We start from the raw sequence: 24,873 nt of genomic DNA on the forward strand, positions 1-24,873 counted from the left end.
GCCGCGAATCCCCCTGTGGGAGCGGGCTTGCTCGCGAAGGCGGTGTATCAGTCGACATCACAGGTGAATGTCAGACCGCTTTCGTCGGAACGCCGCCCGGAGCAAGCCCGCTCCCACATTTTTGATCTTCAGCGGCCTTTGAATTGAGCCACGTTGGCGCTGTGGGCTTCGGCTTGCGGCACGCCGGCAACCCCCAGGCGCTCCCCGGTCCTGGCATCGAACAACAGCACTTTCGACGGATCGAATTGCAACGTCAGCGTCTCGCCCACACCCGGCGCAACATCTGGCGCCAAGCGGCAGCAGACCTTGGTTTCATTGAGATTGACGAACACCAGGGTATCCGGACCGGTCGGCTCAGTCACCTGGACTTCGGCGCGAATGGTCGGCAAACCATTGGCTTCGCCGCCGGCCAGCACGATCTGCTCCGGACGCAGGCCGAGGATCACTTCGCGATCTTCCAGACCGGCGTCCTGCATGCCCAACGGCAATTCGCAACGGGCCTGGCCGCTGTCGAGCAGCGCCACCAGGCGACCGTCCTTGCGCTGCAAACGCAGCGGGATGAAGTTCATCGGCGGCGAGCCGATGAAGCTCGCCACGAACAGGTTGGCCGGGTTGTTGTAGATGTCTTTCGGCGTGCCGAACTGCTGAATGATCCCGTCCTTCATCACCGCAACCTTGTCGCCCAGGGTCATCGCTTCGATCTGGTCGTGGGTCACGTAGACCGTGGTGGTTTTCAGGCGCTGGTGCATCAGTTTCATTTCGGTGCGCATCTCGACCCGCAGCTTGGCGTCGAGGTTGGACAGCGGTTCGTCGAACAGGTAGATCTTCGGCCGCCGCGCCAGGGCACGGCCCATCGCCACGCGCTGTTGCTGACCGCCGGAGAGTTGGCCGGGCTTGCGGTTGAGCAAGTGTTCGATCTGCAGCAGCTTGGACACCCGCGCCACTTCCGCTTCGATGTCGGCGGCGGGCATTTTGCGAATCTTCAAGCCGAAGGCGATGTTCTCGCGCACGCTCATGGTTGGGTACAGCGCGTAGGACTGGAACACCATGGCGATGTCGCGGTCTTTCGGGCTCATGCCGCTGACGTCCTGGTCATCGATCATGATCGCGCCGCCGGTGATGGTTTCCAGGCCGGCGATGCAGTTCATGAGGGTCGACTTGCCGCAACCCGAAGGTCCGACCAGGATCAGGAACTCACCGTCCTTGATCGACAGTTCGATGTTCTTGAGGGTGTCCGGCAGGCCGGGGCCATAGGTCTTGTTTACATTGCGAAGTTCGAGCGTAGCCATGATTACCCCTTGACTGCGCCGGCCGTCAGCCCGCGCACGAAATACTTGCCTGCGACCACATAGACCAGCAGGGTCGGCAGCCCGGCGATCATCGCCGCCGCCATATCAACGTTGTATTCCTTGGCACCGGTACTGGTGTTGACCAAGTTATTCAGCGCCACTGTGATGGGTTGAGAGTCACCGCTGGAGAACACCACGCCGAACAGGAAGTCGTTCCAGATCTGGGTGAACTGCCAGATCAGGCAGACCATGATGATCGGGGTGGACATCGGCAGGATGATCAAGCGAAAGATGGTGAAGAAACCCGCGCCATCCAGCCGCGCCGCTTTTACCAACGCATCCGGAACGCTGACATAGTAGTTACGGAAAAACAGCGTGGTGAACGCCAGGCCGTAGACCACGTGCACGAACACCAGGCCGGTGGTGGTGCTGGCCAGGCCCATTTTGCCGAGGGTGAACGAGGCCGGCAGCAGGACGGTCTGGAACGGCAGGAAGCACCCGAACAGCAGCAGGCCGAAGAACAACTGCGACCCACGAAAGCGCCACATCGACAGCACATAACCGTTCAGTGCACCGATGGCGGTGGAGATCAGCACCGCCGGGACGGTGATCTTGATCGAGTTCCAGAAATACCCGTCGACCGTGGCCCAGGCCTTGACCCAGCCAATGCCGCTGACCACGGTCGGCCAGCTCAGCAGGTTGCCGGTGTTGATGTCTTCCGGCGTCTTGAAACTGGTCAACAGCATGACCACCAGCGGTATCAGGTAAAGGAATACGGCAAGGATCAGCACCGCGTAGATCGCGATGCGACTCAGGCTGATGGAAGATTTGGCAGCGAAACTAGTCATGACGCTTGGTCCTCAGCTCGGAGTACAGGTAAGGCACGATGATTGCGAGAATCGCACCGAGCATCAGAATCGCACTGGCCGAGCCCATGCCCATCTGGCCGCGACTGAAGGTGAAGGAATACATGAACATCGCAGGCAGGTCGGAGGAATACCCCGGACCACCGGCGGTCATGGCCGCCACCAGGTCAAAACTCTTGATCGCGATGTGGGCCAGGATCATCACCGCGCTGAAGAACACTGGGCGCAGGCTCGGTAACACCACTTTCAGGTAAATGCGCGGCATGCTCGCGCCATCGATCTGAGCGGCACGGATGATCGATTGATCAACGCCACGCAGGCCGGCGAGGAACATCGCCATGATAAAGCCCGAGGCTTGCCATACCGCCGCGATCACCAGGCAATACACCACGCGATCCGGATCGATCAGCCAGTCCAGGCGAAAGCCTTCCCAGCCCCAGTCACGCAACAATTTGTCCAGGCCCATGCCCGGATTGAGCAGCCACTTCCAGGCAGTACCGGTGACGATCATCGAGAGCGCCATCGGGTACAGGTAAATGGTGCGAATGAAACCTTCGCGACGAATGCGCTGATCGAGAAACACCGCCAGCAACACACCGATCACCAGGGTGATGCCGATAAACATGCCGCCGAAAACCGCCAGGTTCTTGCTCGCTACCCACCAACGGTCATTCTCGAACAGCCGTTGGTATTGCGCCAGACCGGCCCATTTGTAAGTCGGCAGAAAGGTCGAACTGGTGAAAGACAGGACGAACGTCCACAGGATATAGCCATAAAAGCCGACCAGGACGATGAACATGCTGGGCGCCAACACCAGTTTGGGGAGCCAGCGCTGCAATGCATCGAACGGCGAGGCCTTGCTGAACACAGCAACAGAACTCATGGGGAAATCCAGTACGAGAGAAAAATTACTTTGGAAATGCTTCCCTTGTAGGAGTGAGCCTGCTCGCGATGGCGGTGTATCAGTTGATACACCTGGAGTCTGACACTCAGCTATCGCGAGCAGGCTCGCTCCTACAGGGGCCAAGCATTACTTGGCAGACTTGACCGCTGCGCCGAGTTTCTTGGCGGCATCGGCAGGATCGGCTTTCGGGTCGTTGATGAAGTTGGTCACGACATCAAAGAACGCACCCTGTACCGCCAGCGTGGTCGCCATGTTGTGCGCCATGCTCGGCTGCAGGCCGCCGGACTTGGCATCCACCAGGAAGTCCTTGGCGGCGGTCTGGGCGCAGGAGTCGAAACCGTACTTGGCCATGTCGTTCAGCATGTCGATTCGAACCGGGATCGAGCCCTTGTTGATGCTGAAGACTTTCTGGAAGTTCTCACCCAGTACGACCTTGGCAATGTCCTGCTGACCGGCAGCAGTGCCGGCGTCTTTCTGCTTGAACACGGCCAGGGAATCGATGTTGTAGGTGAACGCCTTGTCGGTGCCCGGAAGGCTACGCACTCGTAGTCCTTGCCGGCGACTTTCTTGGCCGCTGTCCACTCGCTCTTGGCCCAGTCGCCCATGATCTGCATGCCGGCCTTGCCGTTAATGACTTTGGCCGCTTCCAGGTTCCAGTCCTGGCCTTTGCCGTCGACGTCCATGTAGGTCGCGACTTTCTTCAGCTCGGTCAACGACTTGACCATTTCAGGACCGGTCAGCGCGCCGTTGTCCAGATCCACCAGGGCTTTCTTGTAGCCGTCGACGCCCATCACCGAAAGGACCACCGCTTCGAACACGGTGCTGTCCTGCCAAGGCTGGCCGCCGTGGGCAAGCGCGATGAAGCCCGCGGCCTTGAGCTTGTCGCCGGCTGCGTAGAATTCCTGAAGGGTGGTCGGGGCTTTTTCGATGCCGGCTTTCTTGAAGACTTCCGGGTTGATCCACAGCCAGTTGACGCGGTGAATGTTCACCGGCACGGCCACGTAGTTACCCTCGTACTTCACGGTATCAGAGACTTTCTTGTCGAGCAGGCTGTCCCACTTCTCTGACTTGGCGACTTCTTTCAAGACGTCGGTGTCGAGCAGACCGGTGGACGCCCATTCCTGGATGTCCGGACCTTTGATCTGCGCTACACCCGGCGGGTTACCGGCAACGGCGCGGCTTTTGAGTACGGTCATGGCCGTAGCACCGCCACCACCGGCGACTGCGCCGTCCTTCCAGGTGAAACCATCTTTTTCGACTTGGGCCTTGAGAACATCAACGGCGGCTTTTTCGCCACCGGAGGTCCACCAGTGAACGACTTCTACCGAACCTTTGGAATCGGCGGCAAGCGCACTGACGGGGAATGCAGAAACAGGAAGCAATGAGGCAAGAGAAATGACAGTAGCGAGGCGAGAAATCGCATTCATCTAGAATTACCTTTCTTGTTGTTATGCATGCAAGTCTGGTGCTTGCGCTGCATGGGATTTTAAACAGGAGTTATCCCCTCGCAGGTAACGAAGGGACGCTTGAATGTCACCACATGGTTACATAGGAGCGCTCCGGGACAACTGCCCCAAGGCCGTGGCCATGCTCGGCGCCAGCGGCAGGCGCGGAATCAGCAGCGCTTGCCAGGCGTGATACAGATCCGGTTTGCCGGCCCAGATATCGGCACTTGGGCGGTTTTGTGGGTCGAGTTCATGGTGCCAACTGCCATCGCAACGGTCGATGAAATGACTGTCACAGAATTCCCAGAACAGTCGATACCAGGCTTCGTATTGCTCGTCGCCGGTGCGTTTAAGCAGGGCACTGGCGGCGGCGCTGGCTTCGCAATGGGTCCAGTGCAAGCGGTGGCGGACCACCGCGCGGTTGTCCCAGTCGAGGGTGTAGACAATCCCCGGCAGCCCGTCGACATCCCAGCCGTGACGGCAGTTGTGGTCGAAGAGTTTTTGCGCATCGGTTGCCAGCCAACCCGGCGTGAGCATCCCGGCCTGCACTCGCGCGGCTTCGAGGTGCAGCAACAGCCGCGCCCATTCGAAACCGTGGCCCGGCGTGGTGCCGTAGGGGCGAAAACCGTCGGCCGGGTTGTCGTGGTTGTACTCGCGCAGCGGCTGCCAATCGCGATCGAAATGCTCGACCACCAAGTAATCGTTGGCGGCGGCGTGAGCGTGGATCACTCGCTCGACAATCCGCTGGGCGCGGACCAGCCAGCGGTTGTCTTCGGTGACATCCGCCAACGCCAGGAAGGCTTCGGTGGCGTGCATGTTGCTGTTGGCACCGCGGTAACTTTCCTCGCAGCTGAAGTCGCGATTGAAGGATTCGCGCATGGCGCCCTCTTCCTCGCTCCAGAAATGCGCGTCGATGACCTGGATTGCATCATCGAGCAAGGCTTGCGCGCCGGGTCGTCGGGCAACCACTGCGGAACTCGCGGCCAGGGCGACAAAGGCGTGCAGGTAGGCGGCTTTGCCGGTGTTGTCGTCACGATGATGGGCAGTGGCGAACCAGCCGCCGTGCTCGGCATCCCGCAGCGGACCGCTGAGAGCCAGGACGCCATGATCCACCAGCTCGGCAAACCCCGGCAGACCCTGGATATGAGCCATGGCGAAGCTGTGGGTCATGCGCGCAGTGTTCATGGTTTCGGCGTGGGCGTTGGCCGGGAGATGGCCCTTTTCGTCGAGATTGCCGAAGCCTTCAGGGAGCTTCGAAGCCTTGGCGAACGCCAGCAGGCTCAGGCCTTCGGCGGCGAGCCATTGCTGATGGGCAGGCGCGTTCAGCCAACTGCTGAAAGCGGGTTGGAAGGTGTCCATGGGGTACCTTTTTTGTTGTTATGACTGGGGGCAGTCTAAACAACGGGTGACACCGGGCAGGTAACGAAGGGGGCGGGTTTTGTCACTGAGTCGTGACAATGTAAAAAACCGGATCAAAAGATCGCAGCCTTCGGCAGCTCCTACAGGGTGTAAATAATTCCCGCGTAGGAGCTGCCGAAGGCTGCGATCTTTTGATCTTTTGATCTTTTCAATCAATTGAGCGAGGAAGCTGCAACGTCACCCGCAATCCGCCTTCGCGCAGATTCTGCAGGCTGACCTCGCCACCATGGCTATGGGCAATATTGCGTGCAATCCCTAGCCCCAACCCATACCCCTGCTGCTGCCCGGCCAGGCGGAAGTGCGGCTCGAACACCTGCTCCATCCGCTGCTGCGGCACCCCCGGCCCTTCATCGTCCACATGCAGGATGAACGCACTCTGGTCGTCATCGATGTGCAGATGCGCGTTCTGTCCGTACTTCAAGGCGTTGTCGATCAGGTTGCCGATGCAGCGCTTGAGCGCCAGCGGTTTGCCGGGGTACGCCGCCAGCGCCCGGCCCTGTTGGGTCACGCGGCCATTACCGTTAGGCGCCAGGTACGGTTCGACCAGACAATCGAGCACATGATTGAGGTCCACCGGTTCGATATTTTCGTGGATGTCGGTGTCTTTCACACATTGCAATGCGCCTTTGACCAACAGCTCCAGCTCATCCAGATCACGGCCGAACTTGGCTTGCAGCGTTTCGTCTTCAAGCAATTCGACCCGCAGTCGCAACCGGGTGATCGGCGTGCGCAGGTCATGAGAAATCGCACTGAACAACTGGCTGCGCTCGGTCAGGTAGCGGCTGATGCGCTCGCGCATCGCATTGAAGGCGCGACCCACCTCGACCACTTCGCTGCCGCCACCTTCAGGCACCGGCTCGACTTCGGCACCGAGGGACATGTCCCGCGCCGCCCGGGCCAGGCGTTTGAGCGGACGGCTCTGCCAGTGCACAAGCAGGCCGATGAACAACAGCAAAAAGCCGCTGGTGAGCACGATAAACCAGACCTGTTGCGCCGGCAGGCCTGCTCTTCAAGACTGGTGTAGGGCTCGGGCAGCAGCGAGGCGATGTACAGCCACTCGCCCAGGGCCATCTGGATTTGTGTGACCAGCACCGGCGGGTTCACCGGTTCCAGGGTCAACGCGTAGTGGGCCCAGGAGCGCGGCAATTCATCGAGTTTCAGCCCGCTGTTGAAGATCCGCAGGTCTTCAGGGCTGACAAACGTCACCGAGATATCCGTGTCGTGCCCCAGGGACTCGCGCAGCACCTCGTCCACCGCTTTGAGCACCGCTTCTTTGCGCGGGGTGATTGGCAGCACTTCCATGCCCAAGGGTTTGTCGTTGAGTGTCACCACGAACCGGGTGCCGCCCATGCTGCGTAATTGATCGAGTACCAGCGGCCGAAACGCTACCGGCAACGAGCGGAAATAACTGACGCTGGCGGTCATCGAATGCGCCAGGCTACGGGCGCTGGTGACCAGGCCTTCGAGCTGGGTGGCGCGCAGTTGCGAAACCCAGATCACGCTGGACAGCGCCTGGGCGAAAAGCACCACCAACAAGGTCAGCAGCAACATCCTCCCAAGCAGTGAGCGCGGCACCGGCACTTTGGCCGCGAACCGGTGCAACCACTCAGTGGCCATTGCTGGCAACCACGTTGGCTGCCAATTGGTAGCCACTGCCACGCACGGTACGGATCAGCCGCGGGGGTTTTTCGGTATCGCGCAGGCGCTGGCGCAAACGGCTGACGGCCATGTCGACAATCCGGTCCAGCGGCATCAAGTCGCGGCCACGGGTGGCGTTGCCGATGGTGTCGCGGTCGAGGATTTCCTGGGGATGATCAAGAAACAGTTTCAGCAGCGCGAAATCGGCGCCGGAGAGAATCACTTCTTCGCCGTCGATGTGGAACAGCCGATGGCTGACCATGTCCAGGCGCCAGTCATCGAAGGCCAGCACTTCACTGCCGGAACGTTCCTGACCGAATTGCGCCCGGCGCAACAACGCCTTGATCCTCGCCTGCAATTCCCGAGGGCTGAAGGGTTTGCCGAGGTAGTCGTCTGCGCCCAGTTCCAGGCCGATGACCCGGTCGGCCTCGTCGGAGCTGGCGGTGAGCATGATGATCGGCACTTGCGCCTGACGCGGGTGCTGGCGAATCCAGCGGCAAAGGCTGAAGCCGTCTTCGTCCGGCAGCATCACATCGAGGATCACCAGATCACTCGGTGCCTCGTTCATCGCCTGGCGAAAGCCTGCGCCATCCGGCGTGGTGCGCACCTGAAAACCTGCACGGGTCAGGTAGGTGTCCAGCAACTCGCGTATCTCTTGATCGTCATCGACCAACAAAATCGACTTGTTGACTGAGCTCACAGGGGCGGCATCCTTATTGTTTGAATTGGGCGGATTATGCCTGATCGTTCGTAAATCGTTGGTGTCTGTGAGCACGCTATCGCGAGCAAGCTTTGCTCCTACAGAGATAGGTTGGCCACACATTTGTGAGCAGCGCTAATCCTGTAGGAGCACGGCTTGCCCGCGATGAAGGCAACTCGGTCTCAAGCCTGATCGAGTGCCACACCCGCGCCCATCAGCCCGGAATACGGCGCCGTCACCAGCCACACCGGAATGCCTTTGAAGTAATCGCTCATGCAACCCTTGTCAGCGAAGCACCGGGCGAAACCGCTTTCAAGGAAGAAATCGGCAAACCGCGGAATCACACCCCCGACGATATACACACCACCACGACCACCGACCGTCAGCACATTGTTACCGGCCACGCGACCGAGCCAGCAGCAGAACTGCTCCAGCACTTCCAGCGCGACCGGATCACCGGCCAGTCCTGCCGCCGTAATGGCTTCGGGAGTGTGGAACTGCGGTTCATGGCCATCGACCGCGCAGATCGCCCGATAGACTCGCGGCAAGCCGCTGCCGCTCAATGCCGTTTCAGCGCTGACATGGCCAATTTCATTGAAGATGTGTTGCCACAGTTGGGTTTCCCGCGGGCTGCTCAGTGGCAAATCCACATGACCACCCTCCCCCGGCAATGCGGCAAACCGGCCCTCACCCAAATCCAGCAAGGTGCCGACACCCAGGCCTGTGCCCGGGCCAATCACTACCGCTGGCCGCAACGGTTGCGGCGTGCCTTCGCAGACCACCCGAAACTCGTCCGGCTGCAAACGGGTCATGCCCAGGGCCATGGCCGAGAAATCGTTGACCAGCAGCAGTTGATCCACCTGCAAGGTCTGGCAGAACGCCTTGCGGCTCAGGCGCCAGTGATTGTTGGTGAACCTGAATTCATCGCCGCTCACGGGACCTGCCACCGACAGGCACACCGAGCCGATCGCGCCAGGCGCCAGGCCCAACCCGCTCAGGTAGACACCAATGGCCTCCTCCGGGCTGGTGTGATCCGCCGTCGCCAGCACCTGGATCGACTCCAGTTGCTGGTTTTTCCACAACGCGAAACGTGCGTTGGTCCCACCGATGTCACCGACCAAAGCCAGTTTCAATTAAGCGTCTCCAGGGCAGAAGTAAAGGCGCTGGCGCCCTGCTCTGCGGAGCTGAAGGCCATGCGCATGAAACCAAACAGTTCGCGCCCGCTGCCGATGTTGTTGCCCAACAGGCCTTTGGCTGGGGTGCGCGCTGCGAATTCTTCGGCGTCCACCTTAAGCTCCAGGGTGCCTTTGACGCCATCGACGCGGATGATATCGCCCTCTTGCACTCGCGCCAAAGCGCCGCCCACAAATGCTTCGGGACTGACGTGGATGGCCGCCGGGATTTTCCCCGAGGCGCCGGACATGCGTCCGTCGGTGACCAACGCGACTTTGAAGCCGCGATCCTGCAGCACACCGAGGAACGGCGTCATCTTGTGCAGTTCCGGCATGCCGTTGGAACGCGGGCCCTGGAAGCGCATCACCGCGACGAAATCCTTCTCCAGCAAACCGGCCTTGAACGCATCGGCCAGATCCTGTTGATCCTGGAACACCATGGCCGGTGCTTCGACGACCTGGTTTTCCAGGGCCACAGCGGAAACTTTCATCACCCCGCGACCGAGATTGCCTTCCATCACCCGCAGGCCACCCTCGGGCGAGAACGCACGGGCGACCGGACGCAGGATGGTTTCGTCGAGGCTTTCAATCGGGCCTTCGCGCCAGACCAGTTCGCCGTTTTCGAGGAACGGTTCCACGGTGTAGCGGCTCAGGCCATGGCCGAGCACGGTGTTGACGTTTTCGTGGAGCAGCCCGGCTTCCAGCAGTTCGCGGATCAGGAACGACATGCCGCCCGCGGCCTGGAAGTGGTTGATGTCAGCTTTGCCGTTCGGGTAGACGTGGCTCAGGGTCGGCACCACCTCGGAGAGGTCGGCCATGTCCTGCCAGGTCAGTTGAATGCCCGCCGCCATGGCGATGGCCGGCATGTGCAAGGTGTGGTTGGTCGAGCCGCCGGTGGCGTGCAATGCCACGATGGAGTTGACCAGCGAGCGCTCGTCGACGATTTCGCCGATCGGCATGAAGTCGCCGTTCTGCTTGGTCAGTCGGGTGACTTGGTGCGCCGCTTCACGGGTCAGGGCATCGCGCAACGGGGTGTTCGGGTTGACGAAAGAGGCGCCCGGCAAGTGCAGGCCCATGACTTCCATCAGCAACTGGTTGGTGTTGGCGGTGCCGTAGAAGGTGCAAGTGCCAGGGCTGTGGTAGGAATTCATTTCCGATTCCAGCAGTTCTTCGCGACTGGCCTTGCCTTCGGCGTAGCGCTGACGCACATCGGCTTTCTGCTTGTTGGAAATGCCCGAGACCATCGGCCCGCCCGGCACGAAGATCGTCGGCAGATGACCGAAACGCAGCGCGCCCATCATCAGGCCCGGCACGATCTTGTCGCAGATGCCGAGCATCAGCGCACCGTCGAACATGTTGTGGGACAGCGCCACGGCGGTGGACAAGGCGATCACTTCACGGCTCGGCAGGCTCAGTTCCATGCCGGGCTCGCCCTGGGTCACGCCATCGCACATGGCCGGGGTGCCGCCGGCGAACTGGCCGACCGAGCCGATTTCGCGCAGGGCTTTTTTGATTTGTTCAGGAAACACTTCGTACGGCTGATGCGCCGAGAGCATGTCGTTATATGACGAAACAATTGCGATGTTCGCGGAATTCATCATCCGCAGGCTGTTCTTGTCGTCAGTGCCGCACCCGGCCACGCCATGGGCGAAGTTGGCGCATTGGAGCTTGCCGCGCATCGGACCGTCGCTGGCAGCGCCACGAATGAGCGCAAGGTAAGCCTCGCGAGTTGCACGGCTGCGGGCGATAAGCCGTTCGGTGACCTCAAGGACGCGGGGATGCATGTGTAGAACTCCAGGCTAACGGATGTGGCGACCTGATTGTCTATGCTGATCAAGGGCCGTTGTCGATGGGCTGACGGGCGGCTTTCTTGATCGATCGGACCAGTTGATTCAGGTCACTCGTTGTAGATTGAACAAAATATTGCCATTAAAAAGGCTTGTTTTCTATTTTTATGCGAATAATCTTGTAATTCCAACAACAAAACGACGGCGGCGCTGTTAAATGACTCTTCGAATCGCAATCAATGGTTTTGGCCGAATTGGCCGTAACGTCCTGCGCGCACTGTATACCCAAGGTTATCGCCAGGATCTGCAGATTGTCGCCATCAATGACTTGGGCGACAGCTCGATCAACGCTCATCTGCTCAAGTACGACACCGTTCACGGCACTTTCGACGCTGATGTCCAGCACGATAACGAAAGCCTGACGGTCAATGGCGACCGCATTTCGGTCAGCGCCATCCGCAACCCGGCTGAACTGCCATGGGCGGCCGAGAAGATCGACGTGGTCTTCGAATGCACCGGTCTGTTCACCGACCGTGCCAAAGCCGCCGCGCATATTACGGCCGGCGCACGCAAAGTGATTATCTCGGCCCCGGCCAAAGGCGCCGACGCTACCGTGGTTTATGGTGTTAACCACGACATTCTGCGCCAGTCCCACCAGATTATTTCCAACGCCTCGTGCACCACCAACTGCCTGGCCCCAGTGGCCCAGGTGCTGCACCGCGAGCTGGGCATCGAAAGCGGTCTGATGACCACGATCCACGCCTACACCAACGACCAGAACCTGACCGACGTCTACCACACCGACCCGTACCGCGCCCGTTCGGCCACCCAGAACATGATTCCGAGCAAGACCGGCGCCGCTGAAGCGGTCGGCCTGGTGCTGCCGGAGCTGGCGGGCAAACTGACCGGCATGGCGGTGCGTGTCCCGGTGATCAACGTCTCGCTGGTGGACCTGACCGTGCAGCTAAAACGTGAGGCGAGCGCAGAGCAAGTGAACGCGCTGCTCAAAGAAGCGGCCCGGCACTCGAAGATTCTCGGCTACAACACCCTGCCGCTGGTCTCCAGCGACTTCAACCACAACCCGCTGTCGTCGATCTTCGACGCCAACCACACCAAGTCCAGCGGCAAGCTGCTCAAGGTCCTGGCCTGGTACGACAACGAATGGGGCTTCTCCAACCGCATGCTCGATAACTGCCTGGCGCTGTGCAACGCGGAATAAGCAACGTGATGGGGCACGCCGCCTCGTGACGGGTTGATGCGGACCTGTAATGGGCCGCGACGCTTCATTACCGGTTGACGCGAACCTCTAATGGGCTGCGACGCTTCATTACCGGTTGACGCGAACCTCTAATGGGCCGCGACGCTTCATTACCGGTCGACGCGAACCTCTAATGGGCTGCGACGCTTCATTAGCGGTTGACGCGAACCTGTAGGAGCTGCCGAAGGCTGCGATCTTTTGACGTTGATTTTCAGCGATCCCGAGAAGATCAAGATCAAAAGATCGCAGCCTTCGGCAGCTCCTACGCGATATTGGCAAGGCCCACCGAGAGCAGCATTCGATGATCGGTATCAGCTTCACACAAAAGACCCTGGCGGCGCGCAAGCGTATCGCCCTGGTCGCCCATGACCACTGCAAAGTGTTTTTGCTGGACTGGGCCGAGCGACAGAAAGACAAGCTGGCGCAACATGAACTGGTCGCGACCGGCACCACCGGGTTGTTATTGCAACAACGCCTCGACCTGCCCGTGGAAAGCATGATCAGCGGCCCATTGGGCGGCGATCAAATGGGCTGCGACGCTTCATTAGCGGTTGACGCGAACCTGTAGGAGCTGCCGAAGGCTGCGATCTTTTGACGTTGATTTTCAGCGATCCCGAGAAGATCAAGATCAAAAGATCGCAGCCTTCGGCAGCTCCTACGCGATATTGGCAAGGCCCACCGAGAGCAGCATTCGATGATCGGTATCAGCTTCACGCAAAAGACCCTGGCGGCGCGCAAGCGTATCGCCCTGGTCGCCCATGACCACTGCAAAGTGTTTTTGCTGGACTGGGCCGAGCGACAGAAAGACAAGCTGGCGCAACATGAACTGGTCGCGACCGGCACCACCGGGTTGTTATTGCAACAACGCCTCGACCTGCCCGTGGAAAGCATGATCAGCGGCCCATTGGGCGGCGATCAAATGGGCTGCGACGCTTCATTACCGGTTGACACGAACCTGTAGGAGCTGCCGAAGGCTGCGATCTTTTGACGTTGATTTTCAGCGATCCCGAGAAGATCAAGATCAAAAGATCGCAGCCTTCGGCAGCTCCTACGCGATATTGGCAAGGCCCACCGAGAGCAGCATTCGATGATCGGTATCAGCTTCACGCAAAAGACCCTGGCGGCGCGCAAGCGTATCGCCCTGGTCGCCCATGACCACTGCAAAGTGTTTTTGCTGGACTGGGCCGAGCGACAGAAAGACAAGCTGGCGCAACATGAACTGGTCGCGACCGGCACCACCGGGTTGTTATTGCAACAACGCCTCGACCTGCCCGTGGAAAGCATGATCAGCGGCCCATTGGGCGGCGATCAAATGGGCTGCGACGCTTCATTAGCGGTCGACGCGAACCTGTAGGAGCTGCCGAAGGCTGCGATCTTTTGACGTTGATTTTCAGCGATCCCGAGAAGATCAAGATCAAAAGATCGCAGCCTTCGGCAGCTCCTACGCGATATTGACAAGGCCCACCGAGAGCAGCATTCGATGATCGGTATCAGCTTCACGCAAAAGATCCTGGCGGCGCGCAAGCGTATCGCCCTGGTCGCCCATGACCACTGCAAAGTGTTTTTGCTGGACTGGGCCGAGCGACAGAAAGACAAGCTGGCGCAACATGAACTGGTCGCGACCGGCACCACCGGGTTGTTATTGCAACAACGCCTCGACCTGCCCGTGGAAAGCATGATCAGCGGCCCATTGGGCGGCGATCAGCAACTGGGCGCGCGCATTGCCGAGCAGCGGGTCGACATGCTGGTGTTCTTCTGGGACCCGTTCGAGCCGCAGCCCCACGACCCGGACATCAAGGCGTTGCTGCGGGTCGCGGCGGTCTGGAACATCCCGGTCGCGTGCAATGAATGCAGCGCCGACTACCTGCTGAGCAGTCCGCTGATGGATCAGGCGCATGAGCACCGGATCCCGGATTACGCGACCTATCTGCTGGGCCGCGCCTAGTCCTTCGCCAATCCGCTTCACAAATCAGCACTTAACCATTCGGGTGGATGATAAGCATTATCATTTGCTCGAAATGGATCAGGTCCTCCCGTGAGTCAATCGCACTTCAATCAGGTCTTCATCGCTCAGCGGATTTCGCTGCTGCGCACCCTGGAGCGGATGGTCAACAATCACAGCACCGCCGAAGACCTGCTGCAGGAGACCTACCTGCGCGTGACCGGGCGCTCGGTGAGCGGGCCATCGATCACCTTGAACCCTTCGTATTCCAGACCGCTCGCAACCTGGCACTGGACCATTTGCGTGCGCGGCGCATTCAATCGCGCACCTTGCTCGACGACGTCCCGCTGGACGTGGTGGAAAGCATCGCCGCCCCGGTCAGCAGTGCCGAGGACGCCGCCCATGCCGAACAATTGCTGGAGCGTTTGAACGTGAGCCTCAGTGAACTCAGCCACCGTCAGCAGCAAATCTTCATCCTCAGTCGCTTGCACGGTCACAGCTATCTGGAGATCGCCGAACAACTCGGCGTTTCATTAAGCACGGTGCAAAAAGAGCTGAAGCTGATCATGGCGATCTGCATTGGCGTCGCGCAACGGCACGACAGCAGCCACAAGCTTTAAGCCGCAAGCGGCAAGCCAAACTCCGAACCGCGCTTGAGCTTGCAGCTTGCAGCTTGAAACTTGAAACTGCTCCCCTGCCACTGCCGAGGAACCCCCGTGACGGACACCCACCGCTCCCAAACACCTGACCCGGCACGGGACACCGCAAACGCGATGGACCAGGCTTTGGACTGGCTGATCGTGCAGGGCAGTCCGAGCGAGGAACAAACCCGACAGTTCCACGAATGGCTGGCGGCCGATCCATTGCATGCCGAGGCGTTCGCCAAGGCCCAGGCGATCTGGGACGGCCCGTTGGTCACGCAATGCGCGCAAAACCTGGCCGCCACACCGGCGAAAGTCACCGTGCTCTCGCGCCTGCGTCCGCACTGGAAACCGCTGGCCAGCGCCGCCGTGTTGATCCTCGGTTTGTTCAGCTTCAGCAATCTGCCGATGCGCTTGCAGGCCGACCACCTGACCGTGGTCGGTGAACGCCAGCGCCTGCAACTGGAGGACGGCTCCAAAGTCCTGCTCAATACCAACTCGGCGTTTTCCAGCACCATCAACGATCAGCAGCGCGTGGCCCGCTTGTATCAGGGCGAGGCGTTTTTCGAGGTGCCGTCCAACCGTGGTCAAGCGCTGGAGATCGACGCCGGGCCGGTCAAGGCCAGCGTGCGCGACACCGCGTTTGCCGTGCGTTACCTCGACGGCGTGGCCCAGGTGCGGGTGCAGCGCGGCGATGTGGATTTGCGCGCCACCGGTGACGATGCACGGGTGCGGCTGTCGGCCGGTGAAAGTATCCGCATCGGCCCCAACGGTTTCGACCGCCCGGCCAAGCTTGATGCCGCCACCGACCTGGCCTGGGTCCAGGGCCGACTGGTGTTCGAGAACTGCCCGCTGAGCCAGGTGCTGGCAGAGCTGCGTCGCTACTATCCGGGCTGGATCATCAACAACAACGAGCAATTGGCCGACGTCGCCGTCACCGGTAATTACCGCCTCGACCAGCCGCTGGACGTGGTCCGCTCCCTCGCCCACATCACCTCGGCCAAGTTGCAAGAATTCCCGGCGCTGGTGATCTTGAACTAAATGAGAATTATTTTTACTCGATAGCCTGATCTCGTTCGTCTCGTTATAGCCAATGCAATTGATTCGCATCTATCGATGCCAATCTGCACCTATAAAGATTCGTGCGACACGGAGCGCTATCGATGTCCTCTCGCCATACCCGCCAGTCCTCTTCACCGTCCCGCGTGTTGTCGTTGCTGACCGCCGCCATCCTGATGGCCGGTGCCGCGCCGCTGATGGCAGCCACTGCCGCCGACCAGCCGAGCCGCAACCTGGGCGATTACTCGTTCGCCATTGCCCAGCAGTCGCTGGTCTCGGCACTCAATGCTTTCACCGCCGTGACGGGCTGGCAGGTCGGTTTGCCGGCAGAACTGGCTGAAGGCGTCGCCTCGCCGGGTGTGCGCGGGTCCTGGCCACCGGAAAAAGCCCTGGATCGCCTGTTGGTGGGGACCAACCTGAGCTATCGCAAACTGGGCACCAACAACATCGTGCTGGAAAAACGCAGCAGCAGCAGCGGCGCGCTCAACCTGCAACAGGTGACCATCAGCGCCACCCGTCAGGAACAAAGCATCGACAGCGTGCCAGCCACTGTCAGCGTCCAGACCCGCGAAGAGCTGGACCGCAACAACGTCAATAACATCAAGGATCTGGTGCGCTACGAACCGGGAGTTTCGGTGGGCGGCGCCGGCCAGCGCGCCGGGCTGACCGGCTACAACATCCGTGGCATCGACGGCGACCGCGTGCTGACTCAAGTCGACGGCGTGCAAGTGCCCGACAGCTTCTTCAACGGCCCGTACGCCCAGACCAACCGCAACTACGTCGACCCGGAAATCGTCAAACGCGTCGAAATCCTCCGTGGCCCGGCCTCGGTGCTCTACGGCAGCAATGCCATTGGCGGCGCCGTCAGCTACTACACCCTCGATCCGGACGACATCATCAAGCCTGGCAAAGACCTCGGCGCGCGGCTGAAGACTGGCTACAGCTCGGCCGATGACAGCTGGCTGACTTCCGGCACCGTCGCGGGTCGCACTGGCGACTTCGACGGTTTGCTGCACTTGAGCCAACGCAATGGCCATGAAACCGAATCCTACGGCGAAACCGGCGGCACCGGCCTGAGCCGCACCGAGGCTAACCCCGAGGACGTGCGCACCACCAACGTGCTGGCCAAACTGGGCTGGAACTACGCCGACGACGCGCGCCTGGGCCTGACTTACGAACACTACAAGGACGACCGCGACACCCATCAATTGAGCGCAGTTGGTGGCCCGTTCAACGCCGGTCGCGGTTTCGGTTTCTACAAATCCCGCACGGGTAACGATACCGTGACCCGCGAACGCTTCGGCCTGGAACACAGCTTCGCTCTGGACACGGCGCTGGCCGACAACATCAAGTGGTCGCTGAACTACCAGATCGCCAAGACCGACCAGACCACCGAAGAAATCTACGCGCCATCGCGCACCGTGTTGCGCGAGCGCAATACCCACTACAAGGATCGCCAGTGGGTGTTCGATGCCCAGGCTGACAAGTCCTTCGCCATCGCCGACACCAACCACACAGTCACTTACGGCACCACCATCAAGCAGGACAAAGTTACCGGCCTGCGGACCGGCAGCGGCACATGCCTGACCGTGGCCGGCGCCTGCCGGGTGATCGGAGCCCCAAGCGCCGCCGACACCTTGAAGCCGGCGAGCGACTTCCCGGACCCGACCATCAACAGCTACAGCCTGTTTGCCCAGGACCAGATCAGCTGGGGTAACTGGACCTTCCTGCCCGGCGCCCGCTACGACTACACCCAGCTCAAGCCGCACATCACCGACGAGTTCCTGGCCACCGCCGACCAGAGCGGCAACGGCGTGGTGAACGACGACATCAAGACCTGGCATCGTCTGTCGCCGAAGTTCGGCACCACTTACAGCTTCAACGACAACTACACCTGGTATGGCCAGTACGCCGAAGGCTTTCGCACGCCGACTGCCAAGGCGTTGTACGGTCGCTTTGAAAACCTGGCCGGTGGTTATCAGGTCGCGCCCAATCCCGACCTGGAACCGGAAAAGAGCAAAAGCTACGAAACCGGCCTGCGCGGCCAGTTCGAGTCGGGTACCTTCGATGTGGCGGTGTTCTACAACAAATACCGCGACTTCATCGATGAGAACGCCATCACTCCCGGCTACACCGAGACCACGTTCCAGAGCAACAACATCAAGCACGCCACCATCAAGGGCGTGGAGCTCAAGGGTCGCCTGAACCTGGATACCTTCGGCGCGCCGACCGGCCTCTACACCCAAGGCTCGATGGCGTACCTGTATGGTCGTAACGATGACAGCGGCCAGCCACTGAACAGCGTCAACCCGCTGACCGGCGTGTTCGGCCTCGGTTACGACCAGGACAACTACGGCGCGCTGTTGAGCTGGACACTGGTCAAGCGCAAGGACCGAGTCGACAGCACCAGCTTCAAGACCCCGGACGGCACCAGCACCCAGTTCAAGACCCCGGGCTACGGCGTGCTCGACCTGGCCGGGTTCTACAAGGTCACCGACGATGTAACCGTCAATACCGGCCTCTACAACCTGACCAACAAGAAATACTGGCAGTGGGATGACGTGCGCGGCTACGACAGCGTCGGCGAAGCTTCGGTGACGCAACCAGCCAACCTGGATCGCCTGACCCAACCGGGCCGCAACTTCGCGATCAATCTGGTCTGGAACATCTGACCCTGAGCACCTCACTGCGACACATTTGTTAATGCGTTGCAGTGAGGTTTTTTTACTGTCTGGCGCCTGCTTGTACGTCTCGTTACCAAGTGCCTCTTTTTCTCAAGGATTTCCCATGACCACCCAGGACACAGCTCAACGCCAGGCTCTGCGTTCGCAACGTTTGAACCAGATAACCAACGAGCCACACACCAAACTCGATGCCTTGGTCAAAGCCCACGCGCCGTTCGAAACCCAGGCCAATTTTGCCCGTTTCGTGGTTGCGCAGTATTTGTTCCAGTCGGAACTGGTATCGCTGTACAACGATGCCGAACTGACCGCCATCGTCCCGGACCTGCCGGCGCGCTGCCGGGCCGAAGCGGCCAGGGCTGACCTGGCTGATCTCGACGCCGAGGTTCCGACGGCGGTGGCCGGCGCGGTGAAGAATCCAACCAAAGCCACGGCCCTGGGCTGGTTATTTGTCTCCGAAGGCTCGAAGCTCGGCGCGGCGTTTTTGATCAAGCGTGCCGTGGGCCTGGGCTTGAGCGACACCTTCGGCGCCCGCCACCTCGGCGAACCGGCCGGTGGTCGCGCGCAAGGCTGGAAGCGTTTCGTCAGCACCCTCGACTCGCTGGAATTCAGCGCTCAGGAAGAAGCTGAAATCGAGCAAGCAGCTGTTGATGCATTCAACCGTTTCACCCTGTTGCTGGAACAGGCCTACACCCCGGAACTCGCTTAACAGCACCTTCGCAGGTACGCTTGCACCTCTCGGGGAATCCCCCTGTAGGAGCTGGCGAAGCCTGCGATCTTCTGATCCAGATACTCCTATGCCCCAAAAAGATCGCAGCCTTCGGCAGCTCCTACCACCATGACCCGCAAACCTCCAGCCGCCTCCAAACTCGCCCGCATCCTGTTCGGCCTGCTGGCCTACGTCAGCCTGGGCATCGGCCTGATCGCGATTGTCGTGCCGGGCCTGCCGACGACCGAGTTCATCCTGCTGGCCGCCTGGGCCGCTACCAAAAGTTCGCCGCGCCTGAGTGCCTGGCTGGAAAATCACCGGCTGTTCGGGCCGATCCTATGCAACTGGCGCAACGGCAAAATCATCGCCCGCCGGGCCAAGGTCAGCGCCACCGTCAGCATGCTGCTGTGCGCCGGCTTGATGCTGATAATGCTCGATCATGGCTGGCCAATTTACCTGGCGATTGCCGGTATGAGCCTGGGCAATCTGTGGATTTGGTCGCGGCCGGAATCGATGCCGGAAATCTCCTGAATTCCAGCCCTTTTCAGGGCATTCCCCTGCGCAAACGTTCACCTGCTACCACTCGTCGGTTTGTCATTCATGCAAGCCCTGCCCATGCCGATGTGGATTAAATGGCGCTGAATGGACTTGGCGAGCGGGAGCACTCCCGTCTCCTGGCCAACACCTCATCCATTTGCGAGTTCGCCCTATGTTCGACTCCCTGTCCATCCGCCTGAAAATCGTCCTGTTGTCCGGTCTGTGCCTGCTCGGTGTCGTCGCCCTGATCGTCGGCATGAACATGTACCAGACCCACCGCAACAACGACCTGGTCAGCGCCTCCAGCAGCAAAATGCTCACCGCCAGCGTCCAGGAGCTGCTCCAGGCCAAAGCCGCCGAGCAAGCCGTGCGGGTGCAGAAGACCTTCGGTGAAAGCCTGTTGGTGGTGACGGCCCTCGCCGATCAGATCAAGGACATGCGCACCATGGCCGCCAAGCGTTCGCTGGACGCCGGAGCCCTGCGCGAGGAGTTGAACCAGAGCCTGAAAACCGCTTTCGAGCGCAACGGCAAAGTGCTGGGGATCTGGCTGGCGTTCGAGCCCAACGGCCTGGACGGCAAGGACAGCGAATTCGTCAATGACGCTGTCCGGCAGTCCAACGAGGTGGGACGTTTCGCCAGTTACTGGAGCCGCGCGGGCGGGGTCGGGCTCAACACGATCATGGTCGAAGACGACATGACCAAAACCACGCTCAGCCTCAGCGGTACGCCGTACAACAGCTGGTACACCTGCCCTCGCGACAACAAGCGCACCTGCTTGCTCGACCCGTATTCCGACACCGTGGGCGGCAAGGAAGTGCTGATGACCACCATTTCCGTGCCGTTGCTGGTGGACGGCAAAGCCATTGGCGTGGTCGGCGTCGACATCGCCCTCGATGCGTTGCAAGCGGCAGCCGTGGATTCCCAACGCGACCTGTTCAACGGCGCCGGCCATATGCTGATCGTCTCCGGCAGCGGTGTGCTTGGCGGTTATAGCGTCGACGCTGGCAAGGTGGGTAAAAGCATTGGCGACACATTGGGCGCTGCCGGAAAAGACATCCTGCAACTGCTCGGCAACGGCTCGTCGAAGATTCTCGAACAGGGAGACTTGATCCGCGCGGTGTACCCGGTCAGTCCGATCTCCGATTCCAAGGCCTGGGGCGTGGTAATCGACCTTCCTAAACAGGTACTGCTGGCCGACTCGGTGAAGCTGCAAGCGGTGCTCGATGATGCGCAACAAACCGGCACCCTCAAGGCGTTATTGGTGGCGGTCGCGGCCGGTCTGGTCGGTCTGCTGCTGATCTGGCTCACGGCTTCGGGCGTGACCCGGCCGATCAACAGCGTGGCGCAAATGCTCAAGGCGATTGCCAGCGGCGACGGCGACCTGACCCAACGTTTGCCCTACAGCAAGAAAGACGAACTCGGCGAACTGGTGAGCTGGTTCAACCGCTTCCTCGACAAGCTGCAACCGACCATCGCCCAGATCAAGCAAAGCATCACCGACGCTCGGGGCACCGCCGACCAGTCTTCGGAAATCGCCCGCCAGACCAGTGAAGGCATGCAGGTGCAGTTTCGCGAAATCGACCAGGTTGCCACCGCGTCCAATGAAATGAGCGCCACCGCCCACGACGTCGCTAACAGTGCGTCGAACGCGGCTAACGCGGCCAAAGGTGCCGACCAATCAGCCCGCGATGGCATGCAGATCATCGAGCGCAGCACCCGAGATATTAATCTGCTGGCCGACGAAGTCAGCAAAGCCGTGATCGAAGTCGAAGCCCTGGCGGTCAACAGCGAGCAGATTGGCTCGGTGCTGGAAGTGATCCGCAGCATCGCCGAACAAACCAACCTGCTGGCCCTCAACGCGGCGATTGAAGCGGCCCGTGCCGGCGAAAGCGGTCGTGGCTTTGCGGTGGTCGCCGATGAAGTGCGCAACCTGGCCAAACGGACCCAGGATTCAGTGGAAGAAATTCGCATCGTGATCGAACGCATCCAAACCGGTACCCGCGGTGTGGTTGCGACCATGCACTCGAGCCAGACCCAGGCCCACAGCAACGCCGGGCAAATCCAACAAGCGGTCCAGGCCCTGGGCAAGATCAGTGACGCGGTGACCGTGATCAGCGACATGAACCTGCAAATCGCCAGCGCCGCCGAACAGCAAAGCGCCGTGGCCGAAGAGGTCAACCGCAACGTCTCGGCGATCCGCACCGTCACCGAAACCCTGACCGGGCAAGCCACTGAATCGGCGCAAATCAGCAGCCAGCTCAATGCGCTGGCCACGCATCAGATGAAACTGATGGATCAGTTCCGGGTGTAAGCCCTTGCCTTTGTAGGAGCAAGGCTTGCCCGCGAAGAACGATAACGCGGACAGCCTGACACACCGAGGCGTCTCAATCGCGGGCAAGCCTTGCTCCCACAGGTTTCATCTGGCCCGTCATCTAAATTGATCTATCATCGAACCCTCGTTCCGGAGGGCCTTCGATGACTGATTTACTCACGTCCATTCAAGCCGCACTCGGCTTGCCTCATACCCCGATCCCGTTTACGTCGAGCGGCGCCCTGCCCTCGGCGTTCGCCGTCACTGACCTGGCCTGCGCCAGCATTGCCGCTGCCGGCCAGGCGGTCAGCGAATTGCTGCAGCAGCAAACCGGCCGCTTGCCTCCCTGGAAGTCGACCGCCGCCGCGCTTCGTTCTGGTTCGCCACCTCGCTCCGCCCCGAGGGCTGGAGCCTCCCGCCGCTGTGGGACCCGGTCGCCGGTGACTATGCGACCGAGGACGGCTGGATTCGCCTGCACACCAACGCCCCGCATCACCGCGCCGCCACCGAAAAGGTGCTCGGTGCCTGTACCGACCGCGCCGGTATGGCGAGTCTGGTGGCGAAGTGGGCCAAGACCGATCTGGAACACGCCGTGGTCGAGGCCGGTGGCTGCGCCGCTGAAATGCGCACCTGGGCGCAATGGCAGGCCCACCCTCAAGGGATCGCCGTAAACGCCGAGCCATTGATTCAATTCGCCGCCCACAGCAGCCAGAACGCCAAAATGTGGCAAGGATCGGTGGCGCGACCACTGGCCGGAATCAAAATGCTTGATCTGACCCGCGTGCTCGCCGGCCCCATCGCCAGTCGCTTCCTCGCTGGCCTCGGCGCCGACGTATTGCGCATCGACCCGCCGACCTGGAATGAGCCTGGTGTCGTGCCGGAAGTCACTCTCGGTAAACGCTGTGCGCGGCTGGATTTGCATGACACGGCTGATCGCGCAGTGTTCGAAAGCCTGCTCAAGGACGCGGACATTTTGCTCCACGGCTACCGCGCCGATGCACTGGAACATTTGGGTTACGGCGCCGCTGAGCGCCAGCAACTGGCCCCCGGTTTGATTGATGTCTGCCTCAACGCCTACGGCTGGAGCGGCCGGTGGCAGAACCGTCGGGGCTTCGACAGCCTGGTGCAAATGAGCAGCGGGATCGCCGAGGCTGGCATGCAGTGGAAGAAAGCGGACAAACCGACACCGTTGCCAGTGCAGGCGCTGGATCACGCGACCGGGTATTTGATGGCGGCGAGTGCGGTCAAGTTGTTGGCTGAGCGGTTGAGTCGCGGGAGTGGTGGGTCGGCGCGGTTGTCGTTGGCGCGGACGGCGAAGTTGTTGATCGAGAATGGCGCCGGGACTGATGAGCCTTTGCGGGCCGAAGATCAGGACGATCAAGGGTTGTTGGTTGAGCAGACGCCTTGGGGACAGGCACATCGGTTGCACGTTCCGCTGAAGATCAGCGGGACGCCTGTGCAATGGGCCATTCCCGCGTCTGAATTGGGTTCCCATCGCGCTCAGTGGTGGTGACTGTCAGATAGCTTTCGCGAGCAGGCTCGCTCCCACAGTTGGAATGCATACCCCTGTGGGAGCGAGCCTGCTCGCGATGAGGCCCGCCAATTTGCTACAACTCCTGGATCAGCTCAATCAGCTCGACTCAGTGACGCCCAAAGCACCTGCGCCGCATAACCTCGAAAGGGTCGCCAAGCCTCAGCCCGCTGCAGCAACTCTCGCGCGATCACCGGCCTGCCTTCAAGCGCCGCCAACGCATTGATCAATCCCACATCCCCGCTCGGAAACGCATCCATCTCCCGCAACTGCCGCAAGGCAATGTACTGCGCCGTCCAATCGCCAATCCCGTGCAACGCCAACAATCGCGCCACACCGCCCTCCCGACCCGGTTCAAACACCAACGGATCATCGAGCAACGCCTGGGCTACACCCGACAACGTCCGCCCACGGCTTTTTGGCATTCCCAACGTCGCCAGGTCCGCGACCGCCAACACCGCCGCATCAGGAAACACACGGGTCAGCCCCGGCAACGTCGAATCCAACGGCTCGCCATACTGCGAGATCAATTTGCCTGCCAGTTTGATCGCCGCGCTCACTGTAATCTGCTGCCCCAACACCGCGCGAATCGCCAGTTCCAGACCATCCCACGCACCCGGCACGCGCAATCCTGGACGCTCGGCAATCAACCGCGCCATCAACGGGTCAATCGCCAATTGTCGATGTGTCGCGGGCAGATCAGCATCCAGATCAAACATCCGCCGCAACCGCGCCACGATCTCGGGCACGGCGGCCGCGTCAGGAAAATCCAGGGTCAGCTCAAGCGCAGCATCCCCCGCCGGTTTGATCGAAAACGTGCCGTGCACACCGTCCAAGCCGATGCTGCGCGAATACACGTCATCGAGCACCGTCTCCATCCCGGCAATCGCCCGCGCCGACAAAAACCAACATTGCGCCCCAGTCATAAGGCGGCCGATACGCCAGCAGCAACCTCATAGCGACAGCACCCCACTAACAAATGGA

The 24,873-nt window shown here is 60.8% G+C and carries 14 protein-coding genes and 9 pseudogenes; 13 read left to right on the forward strand and 10 right to left on the reverse strand.

Translation table 11 applies throughout. The features are described 5' to 3' along the window. Window positions 1–128 precede the first annotated feature (128 nt). The 9 genes and pseudogenes from JFV26_RS16600 to edd all read right to left on the reverse strand — a co-directional run bounded on the left by JFV26_RS16600 (window position 129) and on the right by edd (window position 11,217). Entirely contained in the window at window positions 129–1,289 is a 1,161-nt protein-coding gene (locus JFV26_RS16600) for an ABC transporter ATP-binding protein (RefSeq protein WP_201194019.1), read from the reverse strand. 2 nt (window positions 1,290–1,291) lie between these two features. Next, complete coding sequence (locus JFV26_RS16605; protein ID WP_201194021.1) at window positions 1,292–2,137, reverse strand: carbohydrate ABC transporter permease; 846 nt, start codon at window positions 2,135–2,137, stop codon at window positions 1,292–1,294. Continuing rightward, on the reverse strand, window positions 2,130–3,038 hold the full coding sequence (locus tag JFV26_RS16610; protein WP_092278877.1) for a carbohydrate ABC transporter permease: 909 nt from the start codon (window positions 3,036–3,038) through the stop codon (window positions 2,130–2,132). Before JFV26_RS16610 ends, JFV26_RS16605 begins: the two co-directional genes overlap by 8 nt. Window positions 3,039–3,185: 147 nt before the next feature. After that, window positions 3,186–4,486: pseudogene (locus JFV26_RS16615) on the reverse strand (ABC transporter substrate-binding protein). A 117-nt stretch (window positions 4,487–4,603) separates the two neighbouring features. Beyond that, a complete protein-coding gene (locus JFV26_RS16620; protein ID WP_201194023.1) occupies window positions 4,604–5,863 on the reverse strand; it encodes a D-mannose isomerase in 1,260 nt (419 codons plus the stop codon). A 208-nt stretch (window positions 5,864–6,071) separates the two neighbouring features. Beyond that, window positions 6,072–7,540 (reverse strand): annotated as a pseudogene (locus tag JFV26_RS16625) (ATP-binding protein). Continuing rightward, on the reverse strand, window positions 7,530–8,261 hold the full coding sequence (locus tag JFV26_RS16630; protein ID WP_008155851.1) for a response regulator: 732 nt from the start codon (window positions 8,259–8,261) through the stop codon (window positions 7,530–7,532). The pseudogene JFV26_RS16625 and the gene JFV26_RS16630 overlap by 11 nt, the downstream one beginning before the upstream one ends. A gap of 182 nt (window positions 8,262–8,443) precedes the next feature. Further along, window positions 8,444–9,394 carry a glucokinase gene (locus JFV26_RS16635; protein ID WP_201194025.1) on the reverse strand — a complete coding sequence of 317 codons (951 nt, stop codon included), beginning with the start codon at window positions 9,392–9,394 and terminating at the stop codon, window positions 8,444–8,446. Next, window positions 9,391–11,217, reverse strand: coding sequence for a phosphogluconate dehydratase (edd, locus tag JFV26_RS16640; protein ID WP_201194027.1), 1,827 nt, complete (start codon window positions 11,215–11,217; stop codon window positions 9,391–9,393). The genes JFV26_RS16635 and edd overlap by 4 nt, the downstream gene beginning before the upstream one ends. A gap of 220 nt (window positions 11,218–11,437) precedes the next feature. Between edd and gap the strand changes: the two genes are divergently transcribed. From gap to JFV26_RS16700, 13 genes and pseudogenes are all read left to right on the forward strand, one after another. Beyond that, window positions 11,438–12,439: a type I glyceraldehyde-3-phosphate dehydrogenase gene (gap, locus tag JFV26_RS16645; RefSeq protein ID WP_201194029.1), complete on the forward strand. Its 1,002-nt coding sequence runs from the start codon at window positions 11,438–11,440 to the stop codon at window positions 12,437–12,439. A gap of 340 nt (window positions 12,440–12,779) precedes the next feature. Continuing rightward, a pseudogene (locus JFV26_RS16650) lies at window positions 12,780–13,004 on the forward strand (methylglyoxal synthase); the annotation flags it as partial. Between the two features lie 168 nt (window positions 13,005–13,172). Continuing rightward, a pseudogene (locus tag JFV26_RS16655) lies at window positions 13,173–13,397 on the forward strand (methylglyoxal synthase); the annotation flags it as partial. A 168-nt stretch (window positions 13,398–13,565) separates the two neighbouring features. Continuing rightward, a pseudogene (locus JFV26_RS16660) lies at window positions 13,566–13,790 on the forward strand (methylglyoxal synthase); the annotation flags it as partial. A gap of 168 nt (window positions 13,791–13,958) precedes the next feature. Beyond that, the gene (locus JFV26_RS16665) at window positions 13,959–14,423 is read left to right on the forward strand and encodes a methylglyoxal synthase (protein ID WP_201194031.1); all 465 of its coding nucleotides are present in this window, start codon (window positions 13,959–13,961) and stop codon (window positions 14,421–14,423) included. A 90-nt stretch (window positions 14,424–14,513) separates the two neighbouring features. Further along, window positions 14,514–15,040, forward strand: a pseudogene (locus tag JFV26_RS16670) (RNA polymerase sigma factor). Between the two features lie 96 nt (window positions 15,041–15,136). Beyond that, window positions 15,137–16,102 (forward strand): FecR domain-containing protein, encoded by a 966-nt coding sequence (locus JFV26_RS16675; protein WP_201194033.1) that lies wholly within the window; start codon window positions 15,137–15,139, stop codon window positions 16,100–16,102. Between the two features lie 122 nt (window positions 16,103–16,224). After that, complete coding sequence (locus JFV26_RS16680) at window positions 16,225–18,792, forward strand: TonB-dependent receptor (RefSeq protein WP_201194035.1); 2,568 nt, start codon at window positions 16,225–16,227, stop codon at window positions 18,790–18,792. Between the two features lie 115 nt (window positions 18,793–18,907). Further along, on the forward strand, window positions 18,908–19,510 hold the full coding sequence (locus tag JFV26_RS16685; RefSeq protein WP_201194037.1) for a biliverdin-producing heme oxygenase: 603 nt from the start codon (window positions 18,908–18,910) through the stop codon (window positions 19,508–19,510). Window positions 19,511–19,639: 129 nt separating this feature from the next. After that, window positions 19,640–20,041, forward strand: a complete 402-nt coding sequence (locus JFV26_RS16690) for a YbaN family protein (RefSeq protein ID WP_201194039.1) — start codon at window positions 19,640–19,642, stop codon at window positions 20,039–20,041. 451 nt (window positions 20,042–20,492) lie between these two features. Continuing rightward, window positions 20,493–21,500: pseudogene (locus JFV26_RS34915) on the forward strand (PDC sensor domain-containing protein); the annotation flags it as partial. 102 nt (window positions 21,501–21,602) lie between these two features. Beyond that, entirely contained in the window at window positions 21,603–22,358 is a 756-nt protein-coding gene (locus JFV26_RS34920) for a methyl-accepting chemotaxis protein (RefSeq protein WP_446739935.1), read from the forward strand. A gap of 164 nt (window positions 22,359–22,522) precedes the next feature. Continuing rightward, window positions 22,523–23,871, forward strand: a pseudogene (locus tag JFV26_RS16700) (CoA transferase). A gap of 113 nt (window positions 23,872–23,984) precedes the next feature. On the opposite strand, the pseudogene JFV26_RS16705 reads toward JFV26_RS16700, so the two are convergent. Continuing rightward, window positions 23,985–24,846 (reverse strand): annotated as a pseudogene (locus JFV26_RS16705) (DNA-3-methyladenine glycosylase family protein). Window positions 24,847–24,873: the final 27 nt, after the last annotated feature.

The sequence above is a fragment of the Pseudomonas sp. TH31 genome (assembly GCF_016650815.1).
GTDB lineage: Bacteria > Pseudomonadota > Gammaproteobacteria > Pseudomonadales > Pseudomonadaceae > Aquipseudomonas.